The 22,134-nt window shown below is 66.5% G+C and carries 22 protein-coding genes and 2 pseudogenes; 12 read left to right on the forward strand and 12 right to left on the reverse strand.

The window, feature by feature from the left end; all coding sequences use genetic code 11:
* Positions 1–53 precede the first annotated feature (53 nt).
* From WJ35_RS14970 to WJ35_RS14980, 4 genes are all read left to right on the forward strand, one after another.
* The gene (locus tag WJ35_RS14970) at positions 54–518 is read left to right on the forward strand and encodes a hypothetical protein (RefSeq protein ID WP_045579989.1); all 465 of its coding nucleotides are present in this window, start codon (positions 54–56) and stop codon (positions 516–518) included.
* Positions 519–566: 48 nt separating this feature from the next.
* Positions 567–1,118: a hypothetical protein gene (locus WJ35_RS31250; protein WP_155121915.1), complete on the forward strand. Its 552-nt coding sequence runs from the start codon at positions 567–569 to the stop codon at positions 1,116–1,118.
* Positions 1,119–1,265: 147 nt separating this feature from the next.
* On the forward strand, positions 1,266–1,730 hold the full coding sequence (locus WJ35_RS14975) for a hypothetical protein (protein WP_011880414.1): 465 nt from the start codon (positions 1,266–1,268) through the stop codon (positions 1,728–1,730).
* A gap of 228 nt (positions 1,731–1,958) precedes the next feature.
* Positions 1,959–2,408 (forward strand): CBS domain-containing protein, encoded by a 450-nt coding sequence (locus WJ35_RS14980; protein WP_069239786.1) that lies wholly within the window; start codon positions 1,959–1,961, stop codon positions 2,406–2,408.
* 46 nt (positions 2,409–2,454) lie between these two features.
* Here the strand turns inward: WJ35_RS14980 and WJ35_RS14985 are convergent, their stop codons facing one another.
* Complete coding sequence (locus WJ35_RS14985) at positions 2,455–4,056, reverse strand: AAA family ATPase (protein ID WP_059474523.1); 1,602 nt, start codon at positions 4,054–4,056, stop codon at positions 2,455–2,457.
* A gap of 372 nt (positions 4,057–4,428) precedes the next feature.
* Between WJ35_RS14985 and WJ35_RS14990 the strand changes: the two genes are divergently transcribed.
* From WJ35_RS14990 to WJ35_RS15005, 4 genes are all read left to right on the forward strand, one after another.
* Complete coding sequence (locus WJ35_RS14990; protein WP_011880411.1) at positions 4,429–4,869, forward strand: hypothetical protein; 441 nt, start codon at positions 4,429–4,431, stop codon at positions 4,867–4,869.
* 128 nt (positions 4,870–4,997) lie between these two features.
* Positions 4,998–5,468, forward strand: a complete 471-nt coding sequence (locus WJ35_RS14995; protein WP_069239449.1) for a universal stress protein — start codon at positions 4,998–5,000, stop codon at positions 5,466–5,468.
* 41 nt (positions 5,469–5,509) lie between these two features.
* Entirely contained in the window at positions 5,510–5,785 is a 276-nt protein-coding gene (locus WJ35_RS15000) for a DUF1488 domain-containing protein (protein ID WP_069239450.1), read from the forward strand.
* 181 nt (positions 5,786–5,966) lie between these two features.
* A complete protein-coding gene (locus WJ35_RS15005) occupies positions 5,967–6,401 on the forward strand; it encodes an Hsp20/alpha crystallin family protein (protein ID WP_069239451.1) in 435 nt (144 codons plus the stop codon).
* 137 nt (positions 6,402–6,538) lie between these two features.
* On the opposite strand, the gene WJ35_RS15010 is transcribed toward WJ35_RS15005, so the two are convergent.
* Positions 6,539–7,204: a nitroreductase family protein gene (locus tag WJ35_RS15010; RefSeq protein WP_069239452.1), complete on the reverse strand. Its 666-nt coding sequence runs from the start codon at positions 7,202–7,204 to the stop codon at positions 6,539–6,541.
* A 230-nt stretch (positions 7,205–7,434) separates the two neighbouring features.
* On the opposite strand from WJ35_RS15010, the gene WJ35_RS15015 reads away from it, so the two are divergent.
* Positions 7,435–8,085: a BON domain-containing protein gene (locus WJ35_RS15015; RefSeq protein WP_069239453.1), complete on the forward strand. Its 651-nt coding sequence runs from the start codon at positions 7,435–7,437 to the stop codon at positions 8,083–8,085.
* A gap of 430 nt (positions 8,086–8,515) precedes the next feature.
* Here the strand turns inward: WJ35_RS15015 and WJ35_RS15020 are convergent.
* Positions 8,516–9,055, reverse strand: a pseudogene (locus WJ35_RS15020) (aldo/keto reductase); the annotation flags it as partial.
* 737 nt (positions 9,056–9,792) lie between these two features.
* On the reverse strand, positions 9,793–10,431 hold the full coding sequence (locus tag WJ35_RS15030) for a response regulator transcription factor (protein WP_069239455.1): 639 nt from the start codon (positions 10,429–10,431) through the stop codon (positions 9,793–9,795).
* A gap of 635 nt (positions 10,432–11,066) precedes the next feature.
* Here WJ35_RS15030 and WJ35_RS15035 point away from each other — a divergent pair.
* Positions 11,067–11,363 (forward strand): annotated as a pseudogene (locus WJ35_RS15035) (transposase); the annotation flags it as partial.
* 287 nt (positions 11,364–11,650) lie between these two features.
* Here WJ35_RS15035 and WJ35_RS15040 read toward each other — a convergent pair.
* The 6 genes from WJ35_RS15040 to WJ35_RS15065 all read right to left on the reverse strand — a co-directional run bounded on the left by WJ35_RS15040 (position 11,651) and on the right by WJ35_RS15065 (position 17,956).
* Positions 11,651–12,814 carry a GGDEF domain-containing protein gene (locus tag WJ35_RS15040; RefSeq protein ID WP_011880403.1) on the reverse strand — a complete coding sequence of 388 codons (1,164 nt, stop codon included), beginning with the start codon at positions 12,812–12,814 and terminating at the stop codon, positions 11,651–11,653.
* 401 nt (positions 12,815–13,215) lie between these two features.
* Positions 13,216–14,973, reverse strand: a complete 1,758-nt coding sequence (locus WJ35_RS15045; protein WP_069239456.1) for a SulP family inorganic anion transporter — start codon at positions 14,971–14,973, stop codon at positions 13,216–13,218.
* 201 nt (positions 14,974–15,174) lie between these two features.
* Entirely contained in the window at positions 15,175–15,396 is a 222-nt protein-coding gene (locus tag WJ35_RS15050) for a hypothetical protein (protein ID WP_069239457.1), read from the reverse strand.
* 140 nt (positions 15,397–15,536) lie between these two features.
* A complete protein-coding gene (locus tag WJ35_RS15055) occupies positions 15,537–16,577 on the reverse strand; it encodes a TIGR00730 family Rossman fold protein (protein WP_155121916.1) in 1,041 nt (346 codons plus the stop codon).
* 22 nt (positions 16,578–16,599) lie between these two features.
* Positions 16,600–16,935 carry a c-type cytochrome gene (locus WJ35_RS15060; RefSeq protein ID WP_069239459.1) on the reverse strand — a complete coding sequence of 112 codons (336 nt, stop codon included), beginning with the start codon at positions 16,933–16,935 and terminating at the stop codon, positions 16,600–16,602.
* A 19-nt stretch (positions 16,936–16,954) separates the two neighbouring features.
* A complete protein-coding gene (locus tag WJ35_RS15065) occupies positions 16,955–17,956 on the reverse strand; it encodes an Acg family FMN-binding oxidoreductase (protein WP_069239460.1) in 1,002 nt (333 codons plus the stop codon).
* Between the two features lie 176 nt (positions 17,957–18,132).
* Between WJ35_RS15065 and WJ35_RS15070 the strand changes: the two genes are divergently transcribed.
* Entirely contained in the window at positions 18,133–19,122 is a 990-nt protein-coding gene (locus tag WJ35_RS15070; RefSeq protein WP_069239461.1) for a zinc-dependent alcohol dehydrogenase family protein, read from the forward strand.
* A 125-nt stretch (positions 19,123–19,247) separates the two neighbouring features.
* Here the strand turns inward: WJ35_RS15070 and fnr are convergent, their stop codons facing one another.
* Complete coding sequence (gene fnr, locus WJ35_RS15075; RefSeq protein ID WP_069239462.1) at positions 19,248–20,021, reverse strand: fumarate/nitrate reduction transcriptional regulator Fnr; 774 nt, start codon at positions 20,019–20,021, stop codon at positions 19,248–19,250.
* 382 nt (positions 20,022–20,403) lie between these two features.
* Positions 20,404–21,051 (reverse strand): response regulator transcription factor, encoded by a 648-nt coding sequence (locus WJ35_RS15080; RefSeq protein ID WP_060236567.1) that lies wholly within the window; start codon positions 21,049–21,051, stop codon positions 20,404–20,406.
* Positions 21,052–21,663: 612 nt separating this feature from the next.
* On the opposite strand from WJ35_RS15080, the gene WJ35_RS15085 reads away from it, so the two are divergent.
* Positions 21,664–22,134 carry a universal stress protein gene (locus WJ35_RS15085; protein ID WP_069239463.1) on the forward strand — a complete coding sequence of 157 codons (471 nt, stop codon included), beginning with the start codon at positions 21,664–21,666 and terminating at the stop codon, positions 22,132–22,134.

Genomic DNA, 22,134 nt, shown 5'->3' on the forward strand with positions numbered 1-22,134 from the left:
GCAGCAGCCGGCTCGATAACGGCGCGCCTCATCGACCGTGCGTGCGCGATGCGATGACGCGCGATCCCGATCCCGATACGGAGGCCGATACCGCTACGCCCGCCCGGCTGCGCTGGTGGCTCGGCTGCGTCGGTCTCTGCGTGCTGCTGTCGGCGGCCATCACATGGCTCGGTGCGATCTACGACCATCCTGTACGCGAAGGTGTCGTCGCCGGCATGAACGCGTCGGAATGTGCGCGCGTGGGCGTGCGCCCGGCCGGCTCGCTGCTGACCACACCGCTTCCGGAAAATGACTTGTGCATGCCGTTGTTCGTGTATCGCGCGTCGTATCCGGACGCCGCGAGCGACGTCGCGTCGTACCGCACGTGGGTACTCCAGCAGCGCATCGCCGAATTCCGGTATCTGGTCGGCTATGTGCTGTTGCTGTGCGCGACGATTCTGGTCGTCGTCGCGGGGACGGTCATGCTGATCCGGCGGTGGCTGCGGCGTTTTGATCGCGGCGCAGGTATCGATACGTGAGCATCGCCGCTGTGGCATCGGCCAGACGGCACGAACGCCGGAACGACCGTGACGATTTCAGCTGAATTGCACGACGCGCATTTCTTGATGGCGATCGAGACGAGCATCGTCGGGGCGGGACGTTATCGCTGCCGCATCCGTGTGATGCGTCCCACGCCAAACGGCAAGTACGACACGTCACCGATATTCAAGGCCGAGCGCGGCGCTGAAGACCTTGCGCAACTGCATGACGTGGTGCGAGACGAAGAAGTCCGACGCCTTCACGTTGTAACGCATCGGCACGCGCGTTCCAGCGCGTTCGAACACGCGCGCGGCATGCGGGTCGGTACATTGACCTCCGTCAACCCCCATCGCGCAGCGCGATCGAGAATGATCACAGCGTTCTCGCGCAGTAGCGGCGACATGTGCGGTTCCTGCCAACGCAGCCGACGGCGGCCCGCGCCGAGCGTTCGTCGACGGCTTCGTTCAGACACCCGCTCGACATGTCGGGCCGAAACCGCATACGCATATGAGGTCACGGTGGAACTGCGCATCATGAATGCCGGCCGCATCGATCCGCAGCGAAAAGCGCGAGAGCAACGAAGAGAGACGCAAGGATGAGTAGGTACAGATACGCCGTTGCAGCGCGTTCGAACGCCGCTTCCCGATGCCCGAAGCGTCGATGCACGCGAGCCTCACTGCATCGTTCGACGACGGCGCGTCATCCGCGTCATCCGATTCCAATAACCGCCTACGGGAGGAATGATCATGAACTGGCTTGCCGAATACTTCGCGCAGCGCACGAGCCCGCTGGCGCTTTCCATGTGGGCGCATCCGCCGCTCGCGCTCGGGCCGGACGGCCCGGTCTGTCGCGAGCCGTACCGGTTGCCCTATCCGGGCGTCGAACTCGTGTATACGCCGGGCGAAACGGTCGAGCGCGACGGCAATATCTATACGCTGCCGGCGCGCTACGACGCACGCGGGCTGTTCGCCGCGCGCAGCACGGCGCGAGACGACACCGCATCGTTCTTCCATGAGGTGACGATCTTCGCGCCGTCGCCGTTCAACTCCGACTTCGTGATGACCGTCAACGGCGAGTTTTCGTTCGTGCCGACGTTCTGGCAGGACGGTTCACCGGGCTTCTCGGGAATCTGCGCACCGACAGCCAGCGGCCGCGCGACAGGCGAGCGAAGCGGCCCTCCGTGGCTATTCCAGGGCTATCTCAGCATCTAGGCCGCACCGGGCGGAGCGCGTACGTGGTCGACGACACACGCCGCGCACACTCGTCACGCGAGGCGGAGCCGGCGCCGCATCGCCACCCGAACCCCGCCAAAACCCGCACGCCGGACGCACGTTGACGTGAGTCAACCCGGCCGCGGGTGTCGCGCTTACTCTGAATTCGTGGGCACGCGTCGTCGCGGCGCGGGGATCGTCCATGCATCGGGCAACGGGAGCGTCATCATGCACATCGGAAGAATCTGTACCCAGCCGGTCGAGTCGTGCACGGCCGAATGCAGCGCGTTCGAACTGGCCGACCGGATGCGGCACGGGCATGTCGGCGACATCGTCGTGATCGAGTATCGCAACGGCGATGCCGTGCCGATCGGCCTCGTGACGGATCGCGATCTCGTCCTCGAGGTGATGGCGTGCGGCGACGATCCGGAGCAGATCGCGGCCGGCCAGATCATGTCGCGCGGCCTGATCGTCGTGTCCGACACCGACGAGATCGGCGTCGCGCTCGATGCAATGCGCCGCTCGGGCATCCGCCGCTTGCCGGTCGTCGACGATGCGGGCCGGCTCGCGGGCATCGTCACGCTCGACGATATCGTCGAATACCTTGCCGCGCTGTTCGGCGGGATCGCGGAAATCGGCAAGCTGCAGCAGATCGAGGAACAACGGTTCCGCACGTGAGCCAGGCGTAAACCTTGCGGCGGCGCGCGGCCCGCGCCGCCCGCTTTTACGCGTGCAGCGCCTCGAACAACGGCGCCCAGAACTCGCGGCTTTCGTATGCCGCGGCATCGCAGTCGGTGTCGAAGCGAATCGCGATCGCGGTCTCCGCGTCGGTCAGCGCGTCCGCATGCTCGAGCTGCTGCGCCAGCACGGCGGTGTCGGCATCGGAAGGGTCGTTCCCGCGTGCCGCCCTTGCGGCCACGCGTGCGGCGAGCGTGGCCGGGCTCGCGGTGAAATCCAGAATCGCGATGCGCACACCGCGCCGTGCGGCGAGCGACACGAACGCCGCGCGATCGGCTTCGCGCAGGAACGTCGCATCGACGATCGCCGTGTAGCCGCTGTCGATGACGGTCGCGGCCGCTGCCAGCAGCCGTTCGTAGATCCGTTCGATCGCCGCGTCCGAATAGGCGCCGGCCGACAGGTGCGTTTCGTCCGGTACGCCCGCGCGCCGCTTGCGCTCGACGTCGCTGGACAGCCGGATCGCGCCGAGCCGCTCGGCCAGCGCGCGGCTGGCCAGCGATTTACCCGAGCCCGATACGCCATGACACAGGAGCAGCAGCGGTTGTGCATCGCGACGTGCGTCGGCCATCGCCGCTGCAATGCGCAGATAGAGCTCGTGTGCCGCGTCGTCGCCGCGCAGTCGCGCGGTCAGCGCGCGCACTAGCGCGCGATAGACGACATAGCATGGCAACACGCCGAGCGCCGCGTAGTCGCCGGTGCGCGCGAGCCACCCGGACAGCAAGCGGTGCGCGCAATCGTCTCGGCCGTGCGCGGAGAAGTCCATCAACGCAAACGCGAGGTCGCTCGCCACGTCGATCCAGCGCAGCGCGTCGTCGAATTCGATGCAGTCGAACATCAGGATGCGGTTGCGCCAGCGCACGATGTTGTCGAGATGCAGATCGCCGTGGCATGCGCGCACGAAGCCCTGCGTGTGCCGCTCGGCGAGCAGCGGTGCGATGCGCGTCAGTTCCGCTTCGTACCACGCGTGCAGCGCGGCTTCGCGCGGCACCGCGACGTCGAGCGTATCGAGCAGCGGCCGGCACTGCGCGGCCACGCTCGCCGCGCTGCCGAAGTGGCTGCGCGGGGCGCAGCGCGGCGCGTGCAGATGATGGCGGGCCAGCGTGGCGGCGAGCGCATCGGCATCCGCGAGGCCGGCGTCGTGCGCCGCGCTGCGAATCGACAGCATCGCGTGCGCGTCGAACCGGCGCATGCGTACGAGGTACTCGCCGGGCGTTGGCTGCCGTTGCCGGCGCGCGCCGGTCTGCAACGGCTCGCCGAAAGCGCAGCGGCGGCCGCGCGCGACGAGCGGCCAGACGCCGAGGTACAGCGGACCGGCGAGCGCGCGATTGAGCGTGTATTCCGCGAGCGCGCAACGGCGCCGCTGCGCGGGGCGCACGAGATCGACGAACGCGAAGCGCACCGGCTTGATGCGTTTGTACGCGTAGCATCCGGCCAGATAGACGACGGACAGATGCGTTTCGATCCGCTCGATGCGGCCTGCGGGGTGCGGATAGGTTGCCGGGCGGCGCAATGCGCGATCGAACTGGATCGCCTTGCGTCGTGCGTTGGCGCGGCCCAGCGAGAACGATACGTGACGCGTTCGGGACATGGTGAACGGATCGGTCGGACGAGGCGCGTGTTCGTCGACGCCTCGCGGGTGGAATTCGCACGCAAGCCGCAGCGTGCTCGTGTCGGATGGACGTGGCCGGTTCGATCGACATCGGGCGACCGGCGCGCGACCTCGCTATTGCAGCCGATCGGCGCGCGATCCGGCTTGATACGGGTCAACGCCGCCGTGCAGAGGCACGCTTGATGCAGGTCAACCGCATTCCGCGCGGCGGCAATACAGTCGGTGCCAGTAGTCGCGCAGCGATGCGCGAGCGTGCACGCCGGCGGCATGTGCGTTGCGTCACGGCCGCGGCCGTACGCGTTCACGCCGCGCGAGCGTGCGCGGAATTCCTGGTATGGAGAGGCGTTGGCGATGAAGCGACGGGTATTGGCGATCGGCATGCTGCTCGCGTTGGCCGCGTGTGCGGACACGGAGCAGGCGACCGTGTTCAGGAAGTCGGAGACGCAACTGCTGGCCGCGCGTCAGTCCGCCGCGGTGCAATGTTCGACGGCATCCGAATGCGACCGCGAGTGGACTCGCGTGCGGCGCTACATCGAAACCCATTCGGCGACGCGGATCACGCGCGCGAGCGCCGACAGGATCGAAACGGCGCAGCCGCATCTGGCCGGCGAAGTCTATCTGTGGGCATCGCGCACCGCCGCGGGCGACGGCGCGTCGGTGATCCGGCTCAAGGCGATGTGCAAGGGCATGTACGACAGCGCCGGCGGCCCCGGATGGCAATACGACGCATGCGCACGGAAAATTCTCGACATCGAGCGCGGCTTCCGCGCGGACGGGAATCTGCCCGGCTAACGCGCCGCGCCGCCGATCGCTTCACGCTTCCAAACCGTTGACTTCGGTCAACGCCCGCCGGCGGCAAGCGCCGATGATGGAATTGCACCGAACGCCACAGGCGCGTCGGTTCTCCCAGCGAGGTCGGTATGTACAAGAACGTCATGGTCGCCGTGGACGGCAGTCCGTCTTCGAAACGGGCGCTCGACGAAGCGCTCAAGGTCGCTGCGTCGTGCGGCGCCCGCCTGTTCGCGGTCTACGTCGTCGACACGTCGATCCTGCTCGCGTACGGCGGGCGCATCGATCCCGACGCGCTGCTCGACGACGTGCGCCGCGACGGCACGGCCGTGCTGCACGACGCGGAACGCGCGATTTCGCATGCGGCCGTCAACGGCGACACGGAGCTCATCGAGACGGAACTCGGGCAGGACGTCGCCGAGCGGCTGCAACGCTATGTCGCCGAGCACGCGATCGACCTCGCGGTCATCGGCACGCACGGGCGGCGCGGGATCCGGCGCATGGTCATCGGCAGCGTCGCGGAGCGCTTCCTGCGCGGCTCGACATGCCCCGTCCTGCTGATGCGCAGCGACGATCCCGCGCCGGCCAAGACGGCCGCCTAGCGGCCGCGACGAACTGCGCGCTACCTGGTCAGGTCACCATCATGCAGATCTCGTTTCCATCCGAACATCCGACGTATTCCGGCCTCGATCCCGCGCTGAGCTTCCCGGCGCTCGTCGAAGGCCGGCGTGTGCGCTGCGCGATCACCGCGGAAGCGCTGGAAGATCACTTTCGCGCGGCCTCGCCGCGCGAGCAGGATCTGGTCGACGCGTTCGCGCGCCATCGTCCCGAGATCGAGCGCGCCGCGCGCGCGCTGCTCGAGGAGATGGACGGGCGGCCGATCCTGCTGCATAGCGGCTATTTCAGGTTCTGCAGATGAGTGCCGGCCGCCGCCGTCGGCGCGCTTCGAGCGCGCGCGGCGGCGGTCCGGTACGTTGCGTTTCGAACGATCATTCGTCCCGTGCGCGGCAGCGTTGTCGCGCTATTCGATCTTCAGCGCGGCCGAGCCTGTCGGGACGCAAGCTTCGGCCGCACGTCAACTGTCTCAGGAGTTACGAACCATGAGCAATCTGACGCGTTACGATCCATTCTCGATCGAACCCGTTTCCGATCTGTTCCATGGGCTGTTCAGGCCGTTGCGCGGCATGACGCTTGCCGACCAGCCCGATCTTGCGTCGATGAAGATCGACGTCACCGAATGCGACCGAGCCTATACGGTGAAGGCCGAACTGCCCGGCGTTGCGAAGGACGACATCGATGTTCAGGTCACCGGCCGGACGATATCGATCAACGCGAAGATCGAACGCAACAAGGAGCAGAAGGAAGGCGAGCGTGTGATCCGGCGCGAACGTTACAGCGGTGCGATCAGCCGCTCGTTCTCGCTTGCGGACGAAATCGACGAGGCAAACGCGACGGCGGCCTATCAGGATGGCATCCTGTCGCTGACGCTGCCGAAGAAGGCGCCGGTTGGACAGAAGAAGCTCGCGATCAGCTGAGCGCAAGCGCGTGGCGGGAGGGTGCATCTGCGCATCGCCCGTCGCGAGCAACGAGCAACGAGCAACGAGAAGCGGCGCACGGAGCGATCCGTGCGCCGTTTTTCATTTCATTTTCGTTGCGGCGGCCGACGCATGCGTCAGCCGTGCATCGCCGTGTTGCCGACGTGGAAGCCGACCGTCTGCGCGAGGATCGGCAGTTCGTCCTCATTGAGGCTCAGTGCATCCGCGAGCGCCCGGTGATCGATCCAGCCGCGGACGACCGTTCCCAGTCCGGCCGAAGCGCAGTAAAGCGAAACGTTCTGTGCGATTGCGCCGGCCGCGACTGCCGCGAACACGTCGCGTTGCTGCGGCGGCATGTCGAGAATCGCGGAAGTGCGCACGACATAGATGAGGTCGAGTGGCGCTCGGCCGACGAAATCCTGGTAGCCGGTCAGGTTGCGCGCGTCGACCGCATGTTTCAGCACGAGCCGATGGGCCGGTGCATCGTAACGATAGACGCCGTAAGGCAGTGCGACGTAGATGTCGATTTCGTTGAACGCATGCGCGGACGGCGCCGTGCGTCCACCGCTCGCCGGCCGGTTGATGCCGTCCGCGGCCCACAGCAGCGCGCCGAGCGTCGTGGGCGGGAGCGGCGTGGCGGCGAATTCGCGCGAGCTCATCCGGGTGGCGAGCGCCGCCATCAGCGGCACGTCGTTGTCGAGCATCGGGCTCGGCAGATCGATGATCTCCGGCGACTCTCCGTGCGCGGAGGCCGGCAGTGCAGCGGGCGCCGGCGAGTAGGCCAATCGTTGCGGTTCGGTCATTCGAGTCTCCTTCAGGCGTGAGTGCGCGTGCCCGGAACGGCGCGCATTTTCGATTTCACGATACGGCGGCGGCGCCGCGGCGCGTTGACCTCCGTCAACCGACGCGCCGGCCCGGCGCACGAAGACGCGCGACGCATCCGTTGACCTGCGTCAGCGAGGCGCCGCCGCGCGTGTGCAAATCTGGCTAAGTGCGGCGAACAGGCGCGCCGCGGCTCACAGGAGAGCAGACGATGAAAACCGACAAGCAGTTGAAGCAGGACGTCCAGGACGAACTAGAGTCAGACCCGTCGATCGATGCGACACGCATCGGCGTGGAGGTCGCGAATCGCATCGTGACGCTGTCCGGGCATCCGGCGAGCTATGCGGAGAAGCTGGCAATCGAACGTGCAGCGAATCGCGTGGCCGGCGTCAAGGCCGTCGTCGTTGACATGACTGTGCATCTGCCGAACGACGACGTGCGAACCGACGAGGACATCGCGAACGCGGTGCGCTCGGTGCTGCACTGGACGGTCGGCTTGCACGACGACGCCGTCAAGGTGCAGGTCGAGCGCGGCTGGATCACGCTGTCGGGCAAGGTCGACTGGGCGTACCAGAGCCATCTCGCAGTGCGCGCGATCTCGCAGATGCGCAGCGTGACCGGCGTGACGAACCACATCGAGGTGCTGGGCGCCGTCGGCGCCGACGACATCGGCGGCAGCATCAAGCGCGCGATCATGCGCCACGCCGAGCGTGAAGCGAAGCACATCGGGATTGAAGTGCGCGACGGCACTGTGACGCTGTCCGGCAAGGTGGACTCGTTCGCGGAACGCAAGGCGGTGCGCGGCGCGGCCTGGTCGGCGCGGGGTGTGCGCGCGGTCGTCGACAATCTCGTGGTCGAGTAATGCGCGCACTGGTGAAAGGTAGCTCGCGGCGAGACGTTACGTCGGACGGATGATGCTTTCGTGCGTAGGCGGCATGTGAGCCGGTCGGTCGCGATGGACACCATCGCGACCGAAGCGGGCGGTTTCCGCTGCGGAATATCCATCATGATCGGATCGGATGGTGGCTCTTGAGAGCCAATGCTTGCGGAAGACACACTGAGCGCAACGAGTGCGGAGCGGCAATCGGCACGCTGCGCCGATTGTCACGTCGGATCATGTGTATATGGCCGGAGTAGACCAAACAGACAGTGCCAGATCGTCTGATTCATTTCGGCTAGGGGGCCGCCGATCGAGGTCGCAATCCAATTTAATGAGCCAAGGTATCTTCCACTCCGTGTCAATGGCTGGTTTCCGGTAAGCAGATTTCCTGTAGCACTGCTTCAACCCGGCCTCAGAGGTCAAGCCTTCTTTCGCTCATCCACTTGACGATCGCGGGGTCACGATGCGAGAAGAAGCTGCGCGCGCCCGTCTCCAGCGTCGCGACGGCTTTCATATCGTCATCAGACAGCTCGAAGTCGAAAACGGCCAGGGTCTCCAGCATGCGCTCCTTCCGCACAGACTTCGCAAGAGCGACGATGCTGCGTTGAACCAGCCAACGAAGTACGACTTGTCCCACGGTCTTGCCGTCACGCTCGGCAATCGACACCAGTCGCTCGTTCTGGAACAAGTTGTTCCGTGCTTCGGCGAAGGGTGCCCAAGCCTCCGGCTAGATGCCGAGCCCACGCATGAATTCGACGCTATCGGCCTGCTGGTGAAAAGGATTTACCTCGATCTGATTGACGGCCGGCGTGACCTCGTCGAACGCGGTGATGTCCATGAGTCAATCCAGCTGGAAGTTGCTCACGCCTATCGCCCGCAGTTTGCCAGCGCGATACGCTTCCTCCATAGCTCGCCATGCGCCGTAAACTTCCGAAAACGGCTGATGGATCATTGGGGTGACGGTTGCAGGTGATGCTGCGGGTTGCGTGCTCATGTGACCGTAAAAAGTTGCTTTGGCCGCCCGAGTTTAACAGTGGGCCGGACCGGGTCGCACGAAGTTCGCTCTCTGGCCAGTTTCCAGCAGTCAAGCTGGCGATTACCGGCCGAGACGCGACATTCGCCCGCAGCGTTGACCATACATTCGGACGTCGAACCCGCTCACAGTACCGGTGAATTGCCCATTACCCAACTTCAATCACTGAGCCGCCGTCGCCGCTACTACTACCGTTCGTGCTGGTCGTCCAGATTCAAACGTGAGTGGTTCCTCAACGAGCTGTGCGAGAGGGCGCGCAGGGAATCTTGTGCAAAGCCATACTCATGCGCGCCTTAACGCTGAAGCTTTTCGACCTCGGCAAGCAACTCGTCCGCTCGGGCTTTGAGCGGTTTCTGGTTATTCCGCTCGGCCCTCTCACGAATGTCCTTCAGTCTCGTGCTCCAGTACTTTGGATTGCCGACTACGGTTCCGGGTGGAAATTGGTCCCGCTTTACTCCGAGGATTTGAAGAGCGTTTTGCACATGATCAAGTTCTTTTTCGAGACTGTTGTACCAGTACATATCTACCCCGAGTGCATTTTCTTCAATCGTGCAACGACGCTTGGTCGGCACACTTGATTTGACTAAAAAAGTTATTTCCGACTGCACTTTGGGAGTTCAGCGTCCGATGACTGCGCAGGTCGGAAGGCAGCATTGTCAGTCCGGTTCGATTATTTGTTGCTCAATTGCGTAACGGATCAGCGCGGCGTCATTTCGTAAGTCTAGCTTTGCGAGCAGGCGTGCCTTGTATGTACTGATGGTCTTGGAATTGAGGCCCATATCCTTCGCAATATCGGATATTCCGTCACCGTATGCGAGACGTTTGAGCACTTCACCCTCTCGTTCGGTCAGGCGCGTGTGCAACGGCGCATCGGGAGGGATGTCTATCGTACGCACGATGCACTCTGCCACCTGCGCGCTCATGTACTTGTGCCCGGCTAGCACGGCGTGTATCGCCTGTACCAATTCGGCCGCGGTGCTGTCTTTCGTGACGAAGCCAGAGGCACCGGCGCAGAACACTGATTTTGCGCGAGTCGGTTCAGCCTTGCTGCATAGCGCGAGTATTCGCATCTTGGGGGCGCAGGCGACCAGTTGGCTGATCAGTTCAATGGATCTGTTGCCGAGGCTAGTGAGGTCCACAATCGCAACGTCGAACGATTCATTTTTTGCTGCCACAATCAATGCGTCGCCGTCAGACAATTCGCGCACAACCTGATACTCACCGGTCCTTTGAAGAATGTACCGAATCCCGTCACGCGTAATCGCATGGCGTTCTGCGAGAAGTACTTTCTTCATACTCAAGCCTCGTAGCGTTTTCTCATACGCTTGCCGCAACCGAGCACATCAATTTGCATGCGCAGGATTGTCGTCATACCGTAGCGGCACGCGGCATTTTTGGTCCCCGAGTACCTGAAGGGAAGCTCGTCAAGGAAGCTTACTCGCAGTGTTGTCAGGCGGTTTTGCATGACTGGCACTGTTGTGGTACGTGAAACCGCAAGTCAAGCATATCTCCTCGCAGAAGACGTGCCGATTTCCACTATAGTTTATCAGTTTGACAAATTGCAAACAGACCGCGTCGCTCGTATGGCGTGTTCAGAACGCACGGTCGTTCTCGTTCAGTGATCCAGAGCAACAGCCTTCGGCTTTGCGGTCTGCTGACTGGTCGGTTCGGGGCGAGGCTGTGTCAAAACGCGAAATTCGTCGGTTTTCGGGTGCCACTTTATCCCTCGCGAAGGCCCACGAGGCCGGTACCGAGCATTCTGATGGGTCGCCTTCTCTGTTGGCCGGCTCCGGCACACGTTTTACACAGCCTCGGTCGGTATCGGTCCCACCCCAGAGGGGGCGCGTAGGTCTCGGCGTAGCTCCGAGCGCGGTTCTGTACTAAGAGATGGTTTCAAAAAGAGCCTATGGGCTGTAATGGGGTGGCCAGCCCGATGGCGTTACGCTGCGACAACGGTCCAGAGTATTTGAGCGATGCGATGACGCAGTGGGCCACCAGACAGGGCATTGCATTGAACTACATCCAGCCTGGCAAGCCGCAGCAGAACGCCTACGTGGAGCGATTCAACCGGACAGTGCGCTATGAATGGCTGTCGCAGTACTACTGGGACGACCTCGCGCACGTGCAGCACTTCGCAACCGAGTGGATGTGGCAATACAATCACGGGCGCCCTAACATGGGCCTTGGCGGCGTGACGCCGAAACAGCGGCTCATGGCCGCGGCATAGTCTCTACTTCTGACTCGCGTTAAAAGCGGGGGGATTACCCCGCTACGCAGTTTTTTCGAACACGCGATGCAATTCGGTGTATCGGCAACGCAGCTGGAAACCAGCGTACTTGAAGCCCCGACCGAAAAGCGCGAAGTTCGCCGTTCGGCCAGTTGCCGCGGATCGCCGCCGGCGGCTGTCGGCCACAACCACTCATTGAACTGACGCGGCCAGATTCGCGCAAATCTGGCTCTTCAGTCCGCCGCAGCGATAATAACGGGGTGGATTGGTTTTGACGTGGCTGTGGTTCAATGCGTTTCGAGGTCGCGCTCGTCGACCTCGGACGCCGTCACGACTCGATTGCGCCCTGTTGCCTTTGCCATGTAAAGCGCCGCGTCCGCCCGCGCCAGGGCGCCCGCCAGCGTATCGCCGGGCGTGACGCATTCGACCCCCGCGCTGAACGTGCAGCGCACGCCTTCGTTTGGCGATCGTTCGACCGCAAGCCGCAGTTCGTTCGTCAACGCCGCTGCGTCGGCCATGCCTGCGTCCACGAACACGATCGCGAACTCCTCTCCACCCAGACGCCCGAAAAGGTCGCACGACCGCAGCCGTGCGGACACCACCGACGTGACATGTCTGAGGATTCGGTCGCCGACCGCATGGCCAAAGCCGTCGTTGACGGCCTTGAACTTGTCGATGTCCAGAATGGCGATCGACAACGGCTTGCCCTTTTCCGGCGCTTCGCGAAGCAGGACGCTCGCCCTCGCCATGAACGCACGCCGCATGAGTACGCCGGTCAGTTCGTCGATACTCGCGAACTGTTCCATTTTTCGGACGAGCCGATCGTGCGCGAGCATCACCATGCCGGTCGACATGCACGGCAACGTGACGATCGCAAGCCCAAGAAACAGGACATTCCAGGGCGACGGTTGCGGAAAGGCCATGTGCGGCATGCCGAAGGCGGCCGCGACGGCTCGCGTGACGTGGAACAACGCACCCAGATAAGCGGCGGCGGCGACGAAGCGATAGGGGTAGCGCGCTCCGTCACGCGGCGCGTGACGCAGCGCCAACGTACCCACGGCGATCCTTGCATAGGCGAGGAGGCTCGATGTGAGCGCGACCTTCGCGTCGATGTTCGGCGACACGCACGTGAAGTACACCAAAGCGACGCAGACGATGGCGAACGTCGCCGACTCTACATGCCACGCCGGATCCTTGCCGAAAAACTGACGCATCCCCTGCACGAGCAGCAGCACCGCCACAAGCGTGATGAGCGCAGCGCCGAGGGTCACGATCTGTCCAGGCTGAGCGCCTGCGATGAACACCCACGACGATGCAGCGGTAAGCAGCGCGTGAGCCACGCACCAGCGGCCTATGCCCGGCACCGCAGTCCGGAGCAGCGAACCAAGGACGGCGACGCTCATCAGGCAAGACAGGATCACGATACCTATCAGAGCGAGCGGGGTGAGCATGAGATCGGGGCAGGTGACAAGAGAAGGACGCAGCAGGATAAACGAGACGGCGCTCGACGAATGAAAGTCATACGAAAACGAATCGACTCGATGGCACCGCTGCGGCGGCGAGTGCGCATCGTATCGCATGTGCGGGTCTGAAAAGCATGTATGGATCATGCGCGGGCATTGCCGTCGCTGGAGTCGCGTTCCCGGTCCGGGGCAGAATCAGGCATCGCGCGATCCGGTTTTTAGCAGCCTTCGAGTGATCGCTTGTGCTCGAGTCGAACGGCGGCGCCGGGTCGATCGCGGCCCGTGACGAAGTGACGACCAGGCAATCCCGGACCTGAGCTCCCGCTGACCGAGAGATCGAGTCTTCCCTTACGCAGATCATGTTCGACGCAGCCGACACCTCCAGCACCCTAACGCGCCTTCCGCGCCGCACGCTTGCGCATCGCGCGTTTCTTCTTGCACGCGCGCGCATGCCCCTCGGTTCGCTGAACGTGCCGGGCAACCGCATCGGTCACCGTCGGAAAGAAGTTCGCCTCTCCGAACGTGTCGAACAGCCCGTAGGCGCGCAGGCGGTCCTTGACCGGCCCCTTCATCTCCGCGAAATCGAGTTCGATGCGTTGCTCCGCCAGTTCGGCGTGCAGCGCGACGAGGCGGTCGGCGGCGCTCACGTCGATGTCGGTAACCGGCTCGGCGGCCACCACGATGCGCGTGACCGGGCTCGCCGAGCGCGTGATTGCGGCGTGCAGGTGCTCGCAGAAAATCTCGACGTTCGCGTAGAACAGCGGCGCGTCCCAGCGAAACAGCACGAGCCCGGGCGTCTGCACGGCGTCCGGGTGCCGTGCGACGTCGTGATAGCCGCGCACGCCGGTCAGCCGGCCGAGCACCGCGTCGTACGGATGCCAGGCTCGCCACACGAACGACAGCAGCGACAGCGCGCTCGCGAGCAGGACGCCGGGCACGACGCCGAAGCCGATCACCCCCGCGAAGCACAGCACCGAGATCAGGCATTCGCCGCGGCGCATCCGGTACAGCCGCGCGACGCTGCGGACGTCGACGATGCCGAGCGCCGCATAGACGACGACCGCCGCCAATGCGGCGCGCGGCACCCGCATGAGCAGCGTCGGCGCGACGGCGAGCAGCAGCACGATGCAGGCGGCGGCGACCAGATTCGTGACCTGGCTCTGCGCGCCGGCGGCCATCGCGACCGGCGTGCGCGACGTGCTGCTGCTGACCGCGCAGCCCTGCATCAGGCCGGCCAGCAGATTGGCGGCGCCCAGCGCGACGAGTTCCTGGTTCCGGTCCGGCGTGTCGCCGGCGCGCGCGGCGAGCGCGCGGGACAGCATGCTGATGTCGGCCAGCGACACGAGCGCGACCGCGAACGCGCCGGACGCGAGCGCCGCGACGTCCGCGAGCGACACGACCGGAAGGCGCGGCGCGGGGATGCCGGCCGGCAACGCGCCGATCGTCGCGACGCCGGGCAGCGGCCACAGCCGCGTCGCGATCGTCGCGCCGATCACGGCGAGCAGCACGCCGGGCCAGCGCGGCAGCGCGCGCTTCATCAGGAAAATGGCCGCCAGCACGCCGGCGCCGAGCAGCCCCGCCGCGACGGAAAACCGGCCATCGACGAGCGCATGCGCGATGTGCTGCACGCCGGCGAACACGTCGCCGCCCGACGTTTGCATGCCGAGCAGCTCCGGCAATCGGCCGATCGCGAGCGCGATGGCGATGCCGTTCAGGTAGCCGTACTGGATCGGGCGCGACAGCAGGTCGGTCACGAAGCCGAGCCCGAGGACGCCGATCAGCACGCAGATCGTGCCGGCCGACAGCGCCAGCGCGGCGGCGAGCGCGATCGCGCGTGACGGGTCGTGGCCCGCGAGCGGCGCGATGGCGCCGGCAATCAGCGCGGCCAGCGCCGAATCCGGCCCCAGCACCAGAATCCGGCTCGGGCCCAGCAGCGCATAGGCGAGCAGCGCGGCGATCGATGCGTAGAGTCCCGTCACGGCCGGCAGGCCGGCGGCCTGCGCATAGCTCATGCCGACCGGCAGCAGCACGGCCGACAGCGCGAGGCCCGCGTACAGGTCGCGCGACAGCCACGCACGCTGGTAGTGGGTAAGCAGTGCGATGCCGGGGAGCATGCGCGCGACGCGCGCGGACCAAGGCCGGTTCATCGCGGGTTCGACGGGCAGGGATGGGCGTGCAATGGGATACGTGCTCCGACGGGCAGTCGCATCAGCGCGACGCGGCCCGCACCGCGCAGCGGAGCCGGCGCCAGCTTCCGCGCGCAGGTCGACGCGTGCGCGCACGCACGTGGCGCGCGGCGCCATCGCGCGGGTCGTGGAGGCCGCGGCGCGGCAGCGTGAAGCGCGGCATCACGCCGCCTCGAGCATCGCAAGCTGCAGCGCCTGCGCGAAGCGGGCCAGCGTCGCGATCGACCCCGTCACGCTTTCGTAGCGCTCGCGGCCGATCAGTCCATCGAGCGTGACGAGCATGCCGGCGTCGCGCGCGAGCGCGACGAGCGCGGCCGTGTCGAGTGCAGCCGCGCGCGTGTCGGCCTGCATCGCAGAATCGGAACGATAGTCGGCGTAAGACATGGCGTCTCTCCTGGTTGCCGTGCGAGCGGGGTGCCGGGCGGCCGGTATCCTTGAATTCAGTATCGGCGCCGCGCGTGCGCGATTCAATCAGCGCGCCCCGAAGTCGCGGTAGGAATCGTGCCCGGCGCGTCGGCCGATTCCTACACGGCCCGCGGCTTCGGCGCAGCCCTGCGCCGCACCGCGCGTGTCGGCCTGCGCTGCGCGTACCAGTTGCCGATCGCATGCCAGATCTCGGGCGCAGTCTCGCAGTAGGTGAACAGCTCGAGATCACGGCGATCGATCATGCCTTCGTCGGCGAGGAACGGCAGGTCGACCGCGCGGCGCCAGTACGCTTCGCCGACGAGGATCACCGGCAGCGGCGAGATCTTCCCGGTCTGCAGCAGCGTCAGCACCTCGAACAGCTCGTCGAAGGTGCCGTAGCCGCCTGGGAAAAACACCGCGGCCTTCGCGCGTTCGAGCAGGTGCAGCTTGCGGATCGCGAAATAGTGGAAGCGGAAGCACAGGTCAGGCGTGAGGTACGGATTGGGCGCCTGTTCGCGCGGCAGCTCGATGTTAAAGCCGATGCTCGGCGCGCCGCTTTCGAACGCGCCACGGTTGGCGGCCTCCATGATGCCTGGGCCGCCGCCGGTGACCACCGCGAGCCGTGCGCTGCGCGCGCACCGGTCCGCATGGGCGACGATGCGTCCGAATTCGCGGGCGACGCCGTAGTACGCGCTGTGTTCGACGAGCCGGCTGGCGGCCGTCACCGCGCGGCGCCGGACGGCGTCGTGCGGGCGTGCCGCGAGCAGCCGGTTCGCGTCGACCAGCCGCGCGTTCGCCACAGCCGGCGCGACGATGCGGGTGCTGCCGTAAATCACGACGGCATGCCCGATGCGCTCGCGTTGCAGGCGTTCCTCGGCCTTCCAGTAGTCGAGCTGCAGCCGGATGCCCCGCATGCCGGCGCCTTGCAGCAGCGTCGCGTCATCTTCCACGGGCGTACGCGCCGCGCGCTTCGTGATGCGCCGGACCTGGCGCGCGATGCCGAGCCGATCGTCGTGGCCGACCAGCGCGCCGGGGCGCCGGCATGCGCGTTTGCGGCGCGCCTTCGCGGCAGGCCGGTCGCGCGGCGTGCGGCGCGCGGTCTTGCTCTGCACGGCAGCGGCGGACCCGCGTTTGAGCGGGGATTTGACTACGGTCGACATGAGCGGAAAGGCAATGCGAAGGTCACTGGCTCAGCACCCACTGCACGAGCCGGTGTGCGTCGTCGCGCGACAGCGGGCCGCCGCGCTCGGCGGCGGACGGCATCGGCGTGTCGCCCCAGTGCGCGCGTCCGCCGACGCGCAGTTTGCGTTCGAGTTCGGCGGCGGCGTGCGGATCGTCGCGGTAGCGCTCGGCGATCGCGTGGAACGACGGCGCGAGAAACGGCATGTCGGGCGTATGGCAGAACATGCAGTGCTGCGCGTCGACGAGCTCGGTGGGCTCCGGCACCACAGTCTGCGCGGCGGCGATGCCGGCCGTCGCGGCGAACGCGCACAACGCTGCGCTACGCAGGAGTTTCATCTGGTGGTCCTTGCAGGAATCAGGAGATCACTTCGTCGAGCGGCCGGCGCGGCGAATGCGGCGCATGCGGGCCGCGCCCGACGCGCAGCAGCAGTTGCGGTTCGCCGCCGAGGTCGAACAGGTGCGCGAGTTGCTTGCGCAGCGCGGCCGTTTCGATCGGCTGGTTCAGGTACGACGCCGTATAGCCGGCGCGCGCGGCGACGAGCAGCATCCGCTCCAGCGCCTGACCTGCGGCGAGCCAGGCATCGCGGTCGTCGCGCGCGGTCGCGATGCAGACCAGCAGCGGCGACGCGCCGACGAGCTGGTGATGCAGCGCGGCAAGCCCGTTGCCGAGATCGAAGGTCCGCACGGCCATCGTGACGACCGGCGCGGCGAAGTCGAGCAAGGTCGGTACGCCCGCGGCGAAGGCCGGCATCCCGTCGGTATGCCGGCGCGGATCGATCCAGCTCGCCAGCTCGCGGCGAAAGCGCGGATCGGCGAACTGCTGACGATCGGCTTCGGCGACCAGCTCGGCCACTCGGGCGCGATTCGCGAGCGCATCGATGCACGCGACCTCGGCGCCTTCCGCGACGCCGGCCGCGATCAGCGCTTGCTGCAGGTCGTCGGGCACTGCGCTCGCTTCGAACGGCGCACGCGTCGTCACGCGCTCGGGGATCGCCTCGAACAGCGCGCCGAGCGCGGCGTCCGAATAGCCGTCGTCGCAGACGCGCACGAGCGCGAGCAGGTCGGGATCGACGTCGGACGGGAACGCGCCGATCATATGCGCGAAGCCCGCATGAACGAGCGCGACGCGCAGGTTGAGCAGCGCCGCGCCGCAACTGATGATTAGCTCGCGGTCGAACGGATCAACGACCGGCAACGCACGCATGCGATCGGCGCACACCAAGATCGTCGCGCCGTCGACGATGAACCGCCACGGCTGGGAATTGTGGCTCGACGGCGCCAGCACCGCATAGGCCAGCAGCGCCTTCAGCTGGTGTTCGGGATGGGCGCTCGCGGCAAGGGGGGGAACGGATATCATTCGGTCATCTCCAACGCGTCGCTCGGGCGGCGTCACGCCACTTCATCGTGTCAGGAACGGGCGGGTGCCCGTTGACCCACGTCAAGCGCGCGTCACCGCGCCGTGCAGACCGGCTGCGCTGCGATTAGCGTTGCAACACGAGGCGCGCGAAAGCGATTCGCGCGAAGGAGAAAAGCATGTTTGCGATGATGTTCGACGGCACGACGCCCACGCTGCGCGAGGCGCGCGTGCCGGACCCGTCGCCCGCGGCGGGGCAGTTGCTGATCGACGTGCATGCGTGCGGCGTGTGCCGCACGGATCTCCACGTCGTCGACGGCGATCTGCCCGACCCCAGGCTGCCGCTGATTCCGGGGCACGAAATCGTCGGCACGGTGGCGGCGCTGGGCGACGGCGTGACGGGTTTCGCGGTCGGCGACCGGGTGGGCGTGCCATGGCTCGGCGCGACGTGCGGACACTGCGTGTATTGCGCGTCCGGCCGCGAAAACCTGTGCGACAGCCCCGGCTTTACCGGCTATACGATCGACGGCGGCTACGCGGAGCGCACCGTGGCCGACAGCCGCTATTGCGTGCACCTGCCCGAACGCTATTCGGACCTTCAGGCGGCGCCGCTGCTGTGCGCGGGCCTGATCGGCCATCGCACGCTGCGCATGGCGGGCGACGCGCGACGGATCGGCATCTACGGTTTCGGCGCGGCGGCGCATCTCGTCGCGCAGGTCGCGCGGCTGGAGGGGCGCAAGGTGTTCGCGTTCACGCGGCCCGGCGACGCCGCCGCCCTGCAGCTCGCGCGCCGGCTCGGCGCGGCATGGGCGGGCGGCAGCGACGAGCCGCCGCCGGAGACGCTCGATGCCGCGCTGATCTTCGCGCCGGTCGGCGCACTCGTGCCGGCGGCGTTGCGCGCGGTCGACAAAGGCGGCATCGTCGTGTGCGGCGGCATTCACATGAGCGACATCCCGGCCTTCCCGTATGCGTTGCTGTGGGGCGAGCGCCGCATCGCGTCGGTGGCGAACCTCATGCGTGTGGATGCGGTGGAATTCATGCGGCTCGCCGACGCGATGCCGCTGCGCGTCGAGGCCGTGCGCTATGCATTGACCGATGCGAATCGCGCGCTCGACGACCTGCGCGCGGGACGCGTGTCGGGCGCCGCGGTGCTCGGGATGGGCGGGTAAGCGGTTGAGTGGCCGAATGGGCCGAGTGGGCCGATTGGTTGAACGGCGCCGCGCGCGCCGTTTCGGTCCGCTCCGAGTGGTTCGGCGCCGTTGGGATCCTCGTGGATCCGTTTGGCGCCGCGCGCTCAGATTTGCCCGAGGCCCGCCGAATCGACGATGCGGATCTGCTTGCCCTGCGCCGCGAGCATGCCCTTGCGCTGGAATTTCGACAGCATGCGGCTGACCGTCTCGAGCTTCATGCCGAGATAGCCGCCGATTTCGTCGCGCGTCATCCGTAGCACGAATTCCGCCGACGAATAGCCGCGCGCCTTGAAGCGCGTGGAAAGGTTCAGCAGGAACGCGGCGACGCGCTGTTCGGCCGTCATCGTGCCGAGCAGCAGCATCAGGCCCGATTCGCGGACGATCTCGCCGCTCATCATCTGGTAGACGTGATGCTGCATCGTCCGCACCTCGTGGCACAGCTGTTCGAGCTGGCCGAACGGGATGATGCAGACGGTGCTGTCCTCGAGCGCGATCGCGTCGCCGTTGTGACGTCCGGCATGCAGGCCGTCCAGCCCGAGCGGCTCGCCGACGATCTGGAAGCCCGTCACCTGCTCGCCGCCGTCGCGATGCATCACGACGGTCTTGAACGAACCGGTCCGCACCGCGTAGATGCTGTGGAACGCATCGCCCGAGCGGTAAAGCGCCTCGCCGCGCTTCACGTGACGCGTCGTGCAGATCATCGCATCGACGCGCGCGAATTCCTCGGGCGTCAGCGACTGCGGCATGCATACGGTGCGCAGCGCGCAGGACGAACAGCGGGACGCGGTGCGCTTGGGCTGGTCGGCAGGCTCGACGCGGTGCAGCGGGATGAACGGGCGGGACGGCAGGTTCGTCGCAACATTCGCAATGGTTTGCATGATCGGCTCCAGTTGGGGGCAGCGTCGGCCCGCCATCGGGCGGACTCGCGCTGACCGTTGTACCGGCGGCCTTGGTTTCTGCCGCCTTCCTGTGGGGGATGCCCCGCTGACGCGTCCGGCGAGCCGGGAGACCGCTACGCCGGTCTCCTCGATGCCGCCCATGCTCCGCGAGGCACGTTCAGTGTTTTTGTTGGAATGGAGTATGGATGTTGCGCGACGTCAAGGAAATCAGCCGGAATTGAAGATGAGGTAGGCAACGTGGAAGCCGTGTAGGGCGATTCCTACAGGCGTGCGGCGCGTTGCCGCGCGGGTCGCCGCCGCGGCCTCGGGAGCGGCGCCGTGGCGGAAGGCGCGCGCCGGCGCGGGCGGCCGGCGCCGCCTGTCAGAGTTCGTCGGAATCATCGAACAGTTTGTGCCGCATTGCGTAGCGCACGAGCGCCGCTTCGTTCGGCATCTGCATCTTTTCGAGTATGCGGGTCTTGTAGGTGCTGACGGTCTTCACGCTCACGCACAGTTCGTGCGCGATCTCGGAGATCGACTGGCCGGCCGCCACCCGGCGGAACACGTCGAATTCACGATCGGACAGGCGCTGGTGCGGCAGCATGTCGGCCGGCTCGTTGAGGCTTTGCGCGAACTGCTCGGCCATCGCGAGGCTCACGTAGACGCCGCCGGCGGCGATCTTGGTCAGCGCAGCGACGAGCTCGGCGCTCGCGCTTTCCTTGGTCATGTAGCCGGACGCGCCCGCGCGAAACGCGCGCACCGCATACTGCTGCTCCGCGTGCATCGTCAGCACGAGGATATGCAGCGCCGGCCGTTCCTCCCGGATCTGCTTGATGAGCTCGACGCCGTTGCGCCCGGGCATCGACAGGTCGAGCACCAGCACGTTCGCGTCCGTGCCGCGTATCAGCGCGATCGTCGATACGCTGTCCTGCGCTTCGCCGGCGACTTCGAAGCCGCTGGCGTTCTGCAGGATGTGGCGCAGGCCTTCCCGTACCAGCGCGTGGTCGTCCGCGAGGAGTACCTTGATCATGTCGGCGCGTCCTCCTGCCGGATATCGTTTGCGGCCGGCGCCGCCGGGCGCGTTCGCGCCGTGCGCGGCAGCCGCCGCATTGACCGGGCGTCGGGCGCATCGCCCGGCTGCGAAGTGCCGATGTGGACAATTTCGCGCCGTCCATCCGAAGCGAGACTCACGAACCGGCGGCGTGATGCGGCCCCGGATCGCGGCCCGACGGGCGGTAACACGGAAGCACGCGTGCCGCCTCCCGATACGGCAGCGGCGAGGCGGCACGTGCTTGGAAGATGGCGCGCTGCGAGCGTCCGCGGCGCGGCCGTCGCGGCACGTCGGGCGGGCCGGGCACCGGGCATAACCGGTCCGGCCCTGAAGGCGCGGGGATTCACTGTCATTGCCGTTCATCCTGACGGAGCGGGTCGTCGGCGGGCTGGCGGCGCGTGGCACGACACGCGGCACCGCCCGGAACTGCGATGTCGTCGGAATTATGCGCGTCACGGTGACGTTCGCCAATCGGGACCGACGGATACGGGCGCCGCCGTATCTGCTTGACCGGCGTCAATCGCGCGCCGCCGGCCGCGATCAGACTGGCTTCACGAATCCATCGAATCCGCATGACGGCAGGGAGGCACCATGTATCGAAGAATTTTCGCGGCGCTCGACGGCAGCCGCGGCTCGCGGCTCGCGCTCGACGAGGCGATTTCGCTCGCGCGCGAGTCGGGCGGCCTCGTCATCGCGATGTGCGTGGTGTCGGATGCGCCGCGGCTCACCGACGTCGACAGCGGATATGTCGAGCAGCGCGACCCGGCCGGGCTGGATGCGGACAAGGCCGCGATCGCGGTCGCGGACGCCGAAACGGCGTTTCAGCTGTCCGGCGTGCGCGGCATCGCGCAAACGGTCGAAGCGAACGGCCAGGACATCTCGGACGTGTTGGCGCGCGCGGCCGCGGAATGCGATGCCGACCTGATCGTGATGGGCACGCACGGGCGTCAGGGCATCCGCCGGGCGCTGCTCGGCAGCGTCGCGGAAGCATTGCTGCGCGACGCGGACCGGCCGGTGCTGGTGGTACGGGAAGGGCCGGGTGCGGGCGCCGGCATGCTGTGA

This window comes from Burkholderia ubonensis (assembly GCF_001718695.1).
Taxonomy (GTDB): Bacteria; Pseudomonadota; Gammaproteobacteria; order Burkholderiales; family Burkholderiaceae; genus Burkholderia; species Burkholderia ubonensis_B.